General features: G+C 36.7%; 8 protein-coding genes. 2 read left to right on the top strand and 6 right to left on the bottom strand.

Features of this window, described 5'->3' with window-relative positions; translation table 11 throughout:
* The first annotated feature begins 8 nt into the window (after positions 1 to 8).
* On the top strand, positions 9 to 662 hold the full coding sequence (locus ACYUCW_RS15215; protein WP_017627947.1) for a DUF1287 domain-containing protein: 654 nt from the start codon (positions 9 to 11) through the stop codon (positions 660 to 662).
* A 467-nt stretch (positions 663 to 1129) separates the two neighbouring features.
* Here ACYUCW_RS15215 and ACYUCW_RS15220 read toward each other — a convergent pair whose 3' ends face one another.
* Together ACYUCW_RS15220 and ACYUCW_RS15225 are read right to left on the bottom strand one after the other, a co-directional pair.
* The gene (locus ACYUCW_RS15220) at positions 1130 to 1513 is read right to left on the bottom strand and encodes a YkgJ family cysteine cluster protein (RefSeq protein ID WP_004243972.1); all 384 of its coding nucleotides are present in this window, start codon (positions 1511 to 1513) and stop codon (positions 1130 to 1132) included.
* Between the two features lie 387 nt (positions 1514 to 1900).
* A complete protein-coding gene (locus ACYUCW_RS15225; RefSeq protein WP_004248496.1) occupies positions 1901 to 2245 on the bottom strand; it encodes a DMT family protein in 345 nt (114 codons plus the stop codon).
* A 455-nt stretch (positions 2246 to 2700) separates the two neighbouring features.
* Here ACYUCW_RS15225 and umoC point away from each other — a divergent pair, with 455 nt between their 5' ends.
* Positions 2701 to 3114, top strand: a complete 414-nt coding sequence (gene umoC, locus ACYUCW_RS15230; RefSeq protein WP_460408948.1) for a flagellar biogenesis regulator UmoC — start codon at positions 2701 to 2703, stop codon at positions 3112 to 3114.
* 106 nt (positions 3115 to 3220) lie between these two features.
* Here the strand turns inward: umoC and ACYUCW_RS15235 are convergent, their stop codons facing one another.
* The 4 genes from ACYUCW_RS15235 to ACYUCW_RS15250 all read right to left on the bottom strand — a co-directional run bounded on the left by ACYUCW_RS15235 (position 3221) and on the right by ACYUCW_RS15250 (position 7741).
* Complete coding sequence (locus ACYUCW_RS15235) at positions 3221 to 3925, bottom strand: LutC/YkgG family protein (protein WP_004250409.1); 705 nt, start codon at positions 3923 to 3925, stop codon at positions 3221 to 3223.
* 1 nt (position 3926) lies between these two features.
* Positions 3927 to 5348, bottom strand: coding sequence for a LutB/LldF family L-lactate oxidation iron-sulfur protein (locus tag ACYUCW_RS15240; RefSeq protein WP_460408950.1), 1422 nt, complete (start codon positions 5346 to 5348; stop codon positions 3927 to 3929).
* A gap of 10 nt (positions 5349 to 5358) precedes the next feature.
* A complete protein-coding gene (locus ACYUCW_RS15245) occupies positions 5359 to 6078 on the bottom strand; it encodes a (Fe-S)-binding protein (RefSeq protein WP_163748433.1) in 720 nt (239 codons plus the stop codon).
* Positions 6079 to 6214: 136 nt separating this feature from the next.
* Positions 6215 to 7741 (bottom strand): L-lactate permease, encoded by a 1527-nt coding sequence (locus tag ACYUCW_RS15250; protein WP_004243961.1) that lies wholly within the window; start codon positions 7739 to 7741, stop codon positions 6215 to 6217.
* Between the last annotated feature and the right edge of the window lie 570 nt (positions 7742 to 8311).

The raw sequence follows: 8311 nt of genomic DNA on the forward strand, positions 1-8311 counted from the left end.
TTTAGCAAATGATAAAGTCATTAAATAAAGATGATTTTAATTATCATCGATTGATACAACATGGAAATAATTCTTTGAAAATATTCATATTTAGCTTTCTCTCTCTGATTATCTTACCCATTTCTGTTTCCCAAGCGATAACACCGACACAAAATAAACAGCTGGTGGCTTATGCAACGGATCTACCTAGAGCCGTTATTTATGATCCAGCCTACCGTAAAATTAATTATCCTAATGGTGATGTGCCTGCTCATTATGGGGTGTGTAGTGATGTGATTATTCGTAGTTACCGAGGAATTGGCATTGATTTACAAAAATTGTTACATGAAGATATCAAAGCCAATTTTGCACTTTACCCTAGTAAACGTATCTGGGGGCTTAGTCGACCTGATACTAATATTGATCACCGCAGAGTACCCAATTTGGAAGTTTTTTTCTCGCGTAAGGGAAAGGTGAAACCTATTAGCAAAGAGGCGTCAGACTACTTGCCTGGTGATATTGTTAGCTGGCGCTTAGATAATGGGCGTCCTCATATTGGTCTCGTCATAGACAAGAAAAGCAGTGATAATCAGCGCTATTTAGTGATGCATAATATTGGTTTTGGACAAGTCGCTGAAGATGTTTTATTTTCGTGGAAAATAACCGGTCATTACAGTTATTAAAATTAGATTTAAATAGAATATAAAAATATTTACTAATAACGAGTAATAGCAAAATAAAAAGAAAGTTAATTAATATAATATTAATAGACGCCCATACTAAAAATAATTATTTTGGTATGGGCGTCTATTTCTGGGGGAGAATATTTTCATCAGAAATATTCATAATTAGTCCTCTAAGCCACCGAGTAACATACTGACAACGGCAACGGAACAAATAAGGGAAAGGAAAAGAATGAAAAATGAGCTACTGATCATAGTGACCTCCTAATTTATTGCTATTTTTAAATAAAAAACCTCACTAAATACACGTTATTAATTGATTACTCTCTATACTAGATGATTTATAAATAAAGTCAAACTAACCTATTATTTTATAATGCTATTTTTGGTGAAAATTCTTTATTTTATGCAAAGAAGTGCAAAATTGTGATCAAAGAGACTCAGGAGGGGCTAGCCCCTCTGATGTTCTACGCAGAATGCGGTAGAGAAATATTAGGAAGAGGAGGAAGCCCAAAAGCGGCTCTTGCCCGATCGCAAGCTTCATTTTTTACGCCATTAGCCCAAGATTGTTCAAACTCACGGCAAGGGGATGGTCTCTGTTCATAAATTGCACAACTCACGCATTCACCAACTTCACCAATCAATTTTTCACAGCGTGGTTGTTTCTCATTAGTTCCTTTCATACATGATAGAAAAGGGGTTAAGGGTTCGGTAAATTCGTCAGGAACAACACCACCACCACTTTTCATTTCAGCCCAATAGAAAGAGACTCTAAAATAGGCGCAACATGCACCACAATGCATACAGGGATTATCCTGCATATAAATAAAATCGTTAGAATGTTTGCTCATACCAGATACCGTTTTATCTGACCTTAAAGTAATATAAGAAGTTTTTGAAAATCGTTTTCACTTAAGAGAAGCAACAAAGAAAGAAAGAGAAACAATGCCTCTCTTAGCTAGCTATTATGCGCTGAATGAAAATATTTTTTCAAGAGTAATATTTGCTTTTTGTAGTCAAATTTCTACTAATGCAGTGCATAATATGGGATGTGGTAATTTATTGAATGATATAACTTAATCTTGCTATGAATTACTGGTTAGTACTTAATAATTGCAATCAATTATTTTGATTGTTTTTTGTTCGACTAATGCGGGACTCTACAAAACAAAAAACCTCATTTCGAAATGAGGTTTTGAAAATTTTCATTTATTTTATCAGCAACTATTTTTTATTCTTTAAAATGGCCCCTTAAAAATAAATAACGCACCCGCACCAATTAAAATAAAACCGATAAAGTGGTTAAGTGTGAAACTTTCACCTAAATAAGTCACCGAAAAAACAGCAAAAATGGTTAGTGTGATGACTTCTTGAATGGTTTTTAATTCGGCTGCGCTGTAATAGTTGTGGCCGATACGGTTTGCAGGAACTGCAAAACAGTATTCAACAAAAGCGATTAACCAACTGAGTAAGATCACTATAATTAACGGCTTGTTACCATATTTTAAATGGCCATACCAAGCAAAAGTCATAAAGATATTGGAAATTATCAGCAGAATAATGGGGGTAAATTTATACAACATATTTGTCATACCACCAGAGGTTTTAAAGGGAGAAAGTAGCAAAAAATCAGCGATGAGATTACTGCAAAACGCTTTGTTTTGCTATTGACATCAAGTAAAAAAAGTCTATTTTTTTGCTTCTATTGCTAAAAATAGAACTTCAGAGGATCAAAAAAAATTGACTTAAATCGAGAAAAAACACTAAACCTGATTTTTTGTATATTATCCTCTCAATAGATAAATATAACGCTTACTAAGATTATTATTAAAACACCTTTTTTATAAAAAATACTAATAAAATAGATAGATTTAAAGACTTATTAATTATAGTTTTACTTCTTATTAAGATTTATTTTCTACACTTAATGCGACATATCCTAAATTTGTGTTTTCGCACTAATAGATGTGGTGTTAATTCTTTAATACCTTATATTTGACAGTCAAATTTAGTAAAAAATTTATTATTGGGAGCCAACGTGAAGATAGGTACGCTTTTAATTTCTTACAGTTTACTCACAATGAGTTTGATCTCTTTTTCCTCCTTTGCTCAAGTAAATCACGATCCCCTGACCAAATGTTATGAGTTGTCAACAGATGCAAGCCAAACAACCATTAAATCTTGTCTATTAGATGAACTGAGATTATCTGAAGAGCAGTTGAATGTTATCTATAATAAAAGCAAAGGCGACCTTGAAGATAGTGACTCTATCGCGGCTAAAAGTGCTATTGATGCATTAGTCAGTTCACAAGAGCAGTTTATTCTTTTTAGAAGTAGTGAATGCCAACGTCAATCTGCTTTAATGATGAGGGGCAATGGTGCTGATGAAGTACTACTGGCTTGTGAAATAAAATTAAATCAATGGCGAGCTAAATTATTACTCACTAATTAAGCCATAAATACAAAACACCTGTATAAAAGGTGTTTTGTATTTGGGTCAATCCGTTGACCATGACGTTAAGTTATTTGGTTATCGTTTTTATATTGTTTCGTTTAAACTAACAATCTTCAATAATAAGATAAGCGGCATGAACAGGGCCATGAACTCCCCATACTTTGATTAATTCAATATCAGCCGTTGAGCTTGCACCACCAATTAAATTGATACATGAAGGCATTCTGATCCCATCTTGTGCCATTTTGTGTAAACGCTCTGCAAGTTGAGCCACTCGCGGTAAAATGTCACTTTTGCGTAAAATAACAATCGAGGTTTCAGGTAACAGGCTGACAGAACGCCCTTTTTCCGGAGAAGAAAACAGCACAATCCCGCCAGATTCTGTTAATCCCGCTTCCGCAAAGACAATCCCTATTTGAGAGCGCTCAGCATGAATAATATTTTCATGACCGAGTTTAGGATCCCAAATATAAGTTTCATATTTTTCACTAATAGCTTGTGTTACACCAAGTGCATTTAAGCGCTCATCTCCACTTATTATCACTGAGCCTTGACAATCATAGCTTTCACAAAGCGCTATTAAGCTATTTATCACTTGTTCTGGTTTAGTGATAACGCATCTTACTTGCTGGGTTTGTGCAAAATCAGTAAATTCTTTGCATAATTCATCTTGGGTTAAATTTGTTAAGCGTGTTTTAGCTAAATTATTAATAGGGGGATCTTGTGGTTTTGGCGTATGCGTCACCTCACGTCCTAATTTTTGAGCAATAGTTTGCAGAAACTCAGCACGATTTTGTTCGTTTAACATATTATTTTTTTCCTTCTGCTTTGTGGCGCTTAAACCAACTACGGAAACTATAACCATCGGGTTTTGGGAGATCACGTGATGCCATCCAATCATTGAGTACACTGATCTTGATTGGAGTTGAGCCATTTTTGATCATCAAGCCCGCCATCTTAGCCCCTACATTCATGCCAACTTTCCAAAGCGTGGGGTGCGCATTAATGTAATTAAACATACCGGTTGCACGACGCTCAGCTTTTGGTGTTAAACCACTTTCCGCCATGACTCGACGATGTTTAAGGATCAATTGTGCTAAAGGGATTTTGACCGGACAGACCACATTACATGCATTGCATAATGAGCAGGCATAAGGTAAGTCATGAAAATCTTTATAGCCTCCTAAGAGTGGCGAAATAACTGCACCGATAGGGCCGGGATAAATAGAGCCATATGCATGACCACCGATATTACGATAAGCAGGACAGGTGTTTAGACAGGCTCCACAACGGATACAGCGTAGAATATCTTTAAATTGTGAGCCTAAAATTTCAGAGCGACCATTATCGACAATCACTAAATGAAACTCTTCAGGACCATCAACATTACCCGCTTCACGAGGTCCAGTTACCCAAGTGTTATAACTGGTTAGGCGTGAGCCAACCGCACTACGACATAACATCGTGATCAGCGGATCGACTTCTTCAAAAGTAGGCGCAACACGTTCCATTCCCATAACGGCAATATGGGTTTTAGGTAATGTGGTCGTCATTCGTGCATTACCTTCGTTAGTTACTAAACAGACTGAGCCCGTTTCTGCAACCGCAAAGTTACAACCTGTGACTCCAATATCAGCAGAAAGAAAATCTTGTCGAATACGTTGCCTGATAAAAAGGGTCATATCTTCAGGGGTTTCACTACCTTGATAACCTAGTTTTTCATTTAGCACTTTACGTATTTGGTAGCGATCTTTATGGATCGCCGGTACAACAATATGAGAAGGGGGATCGTTATCCAGTTGCAGAATATATTCACCAAGGTCGGTTTCGATAATCTCAATACCTTCATTTTGTAAGGCTTTGTTCATACCGATTTCTTCGGTTACCATCGATTTTGATTTAACGATTTTCTTGGCATTTTTCTGTTTGGCAACGTTACAAATATAGCGTGTCGCATCTTCTGCCGTTTTGGCAAAATAGACATGACCGCCGTTTTCAGTCACTTTTTCTGATAATTGATAAAGATAAGCGTCTAAGTTTTCAAGAACATGGTTACGGATTTGTTCTGCGCGATCACGCCATGCTTCCCAATCACCTAACTCTTTTACCATTATTTGGCGATTGGCTCCAATGCGCTCTTGTGCCATAACAACGGCGTTACGCATAATGGTATCATTCATTTCATGCGCTAAGCGTGGTCTAAAATCGATATTACTGGTTTTAATAGACATTGCAGCCCCCTTATTGACTCATTAAAACTTGTGCAATATGCAGCACTTTGACAGAACGCTTTTCACGACTTAAACGGCCTTGAATATTAATTAAACAACTGGTATCTGCACCAATGACGTAATCAGGGCTGACTTCCATGATATGTTTTACTTTTTCAGTGACCATTTCACCGGAAATTTCTGACATTTTTACTGAGAAGGTGCCGCCAAAACCACAACAAGTTTCTGAATTGGCGAAAGGTAACATTTCGAGTCCTTCAACATGTTTTAATAAGGTTAAAGGTTCACTAACAACCCCTAACTTTCGCGTTAAACTACAAGAGGGGTGATAAACCGCTTTACCCGCAAGGCGGGCGCCAACATCAACCACACCTAAGGTGTTGACGATAAAGCTGGTAAGATCAATTAAACGATCGGCCACACCTTGGGCTCGCTGCGCCCATTGAGGCTCATCGGCAAGATAGCTGGGATAGCCTTTAATCGCATAAGTGCAAGAGCCTGCAGGGGAAATAATCGGATAATCATTAACTTCTAATGTCTCAATTAATGATTTCATTGCGGGTTTTGCATCATTAACATAACCGCTATTAAGTGCTGGCTGACCACAGCAACCCTGGCGCTCTTGAAATAATACTTCGCAACCTAATTTTTCGAGCAATAATACGGTATCTCGTGCCGAATCTGCTTTTAGCACATCACCAAGACAGGTTGCATAAAAATTAACTTTCATTCACCGAACTCCAAAACATCGCTCAGATGTTGTCATTTTTATTTAAGATAAAATTCTTATTGGTTATTTTTCTTTATTTTCGTTATGTCAAAGCGATAGGTGATAGCCAAGATAAGCCATCACTTATCTTGTATAGTTAATTCATTAGGTGATAAATAATGCCGATTTTGGCACCTAGAATGATGATATAGGCAATACAATATTTTAATGTTTCTCGCATAATGGCACTGCTTTGCCCATCCATTTTGGTCGCCGAAACGGCGATCGCGATGCTTTGTGGTGAAATCATCTTACCGCCAGTCGCCCCAGAGGTATTAGCCGCTGCGAGAATAAAGGGATCAACATGGAGTTTTGCCGCTGCACTGGTTTGAAGCTTGCCAAATAGTACGTTAGAGTTTGTATCGCTTCCGGTTACAAACGTTCCTAGTGCACCAATGACTGGGGCAATAAAGATAAATCCAGCGCCAGTAAAGTTAACTAATGTTTCCGCAATGCTACCAATCATGCCACTGAAATCCATTACCGTTGCCATCGCAACAATAGCCATAATGGCAATAATGGAGTTCTTTAATTGAATTGTGGTTTTTACTAATACAGAAAAGAGTGTTGAAAGGCTTGCACCTTGAATAGTGCCACCAACAAAACTCGCTAAAATAATCAATACCCCAGGCGTACTTAACCAAGCAATAGTTTGATATTCAGTTTGAGTATCACTTAATACAAAAGGAATTTTAGTTGCAATAGTTCCTACTGCGGTTTGGATTGTAGGGAATAGCGGAGAGCAGGCTAAGATAAAAATAAAAGTAAACAGATAGATCGAGCTAGCGACTAATAGCTCTTTAGCTGAGTGTTTTGTTGGTTGTTTACTTTTATCATGGCCTGTTTTCATGCGTTTAGCCAAGAAAATAACCACAATCAGACTGACTAGGCTTCCTGCAAAGGCAGGTAATTCCGCACCTAAATTAGCTGCGACAATATATTGAGGGATTAAGGTGCTGATCCCACACATTAAAGTAATAAAGCCGACACCTTTAATGGCTTTAATACCACCACCAGCAATAGCAACAATGACAAAAGGTAATAGAATATTGAATAAACCAAGTTGGATAATAATGGTTTTACTTAACACCAATACATCAAGGCCGGTATTTTGTGCCAAAATAGACACTGGAATACCAACGGCACCAAATGCGGTAGGTACCGTATTTGCGACTAGTGAAGCGACGGCTGCTTTAAAGGGATCAAAACCTAGTGCGATTAAAATACCGATAGGAATAGCAACTGCTGTACCATAACCTGCAACTGCTTCTAAAAAACCGCCAAAACACCAAGAGATAAGTAAAACTTGTACGCGTTTATCATCGCTGATCCCCGCTAATACGTCTTTTAATACCTCCATTCCCCCTGTTTTTAGCATTAGGTTATAGCTGTAAATAGCCGCCAGAATAACGATGATAATCGGCCATAACCCCTTTACCGCACCATAAAGTACAGATACAGAGGCAAATTGAAGGGTGTTATTCCAATGAAAAATAGCGAGAGCCACAGTGATAATTAGCGAAACGAGGACAGCGTGATGAACGGCCGATTTCATTTTTAAAATCATAAAAATCAGAACGGCTAAAGGAACAATTCCCAGTAAAAATGATAGATAGTCTGACATAATTATTTTTATCCTTAAGTTTGCAATTTTTTATCGTTTATCACTGCACCGGCAAACCTATTCATTCGTCATTTATGTTTTGTGTAGGGCACTTAGTTTGATGGTTTTCTATTTTGCTGAAACGATAAATCATAAAGAAAAAAAGATAGTTACCTAAAGAAATAATATAAGCATTCGTTACTTAAACTATTGTCAGGTTAGGTTGTGGGCTATTGTAGGAAAAATTTAGAAAGATGTAATAGAATAAAATCAATTGTGTGACAAATATAAAAAAAATCTATTTTTGTTACTAACTAGTTATTATTTGTCTTGTTTTTTGACTTTTATCAATGTAATTAATTTATTGTTATTGTTATTGTTATCAATATGATTTTTGATAGTAAAAATAGAGTTTTTTATTACTTATACTGGTAACTTGTTCGATACATTAAAGCCTAACTTAGCTTTTTTTATTGGTATCCGGCTCATTCGACACCTATAAAACATAAATTTTTCTAATGTTTTTTGTCTGTGTTATAAAAATCAGTTTTATAAATCAAAGTACGTTACCATTTAATATATTTATTATTG

The sequence above is a fragment of the Proteus sp. MB838 genome (genome assembly GCF_054767435.1).

What these genes read in the sequence shown, in the direction of transcription:
- ACYUCW_RS15215 (WP_017627947.1), top strand. Translation starts at nt 9, where the DNA reads ATGATAAAGTCATTAAATAAAGATGATTTTAATTATCATCGATTGATA.
- ACYUCW_RS15220 (WP_004243972.1), bottom strand. Translation starts at nt 1,513, where the DNA reads ATGAGCAAACATTCTAACGATTTTATTTATATGCAGGATAATCCCTGT.
- ACYUCW_RS15225 (WP_004248496.1), bottom strand. Translation starts at nt 2,245, where the DNA reads ATGTTGTATAAATTTACCCCCATTATTCTGCTGATAATTTCCAATATC.
- ACYUCW_RS15235 (WP_004250409.1), bottom strand. Translation starts at nt 3,925, where the DNA reads ATGTTAAACGAACAAAATCGTGCTGAGTTTCTGCAAACTATTGCTCAA.
- ACYUCW_RS15240 (WP_460408950.1), bottom strand. Translation starts at nt 5,348, where the DNA reads ATGTCTATTAAAACCAGTAATATCGATTTTAGACCACGCTTAGCGCAT.
- ACYUCW_RS15245 (WP_163748433.1), bottom strand. Translation starts at nt 6,078, where the DNA reads ATGAAAGTTAATTTTTATGCAACCTGTCTTGGTGATGTGCTAAAAGCA.
- ACYUCW_RS15250 (WP_004243961.1), bottom strand. Translation starts at nt 7,741, where the DNA reads ATGTCAGACTATCTATCATTTTTACTGGGAATTGTTCCTTTAGCCGTT.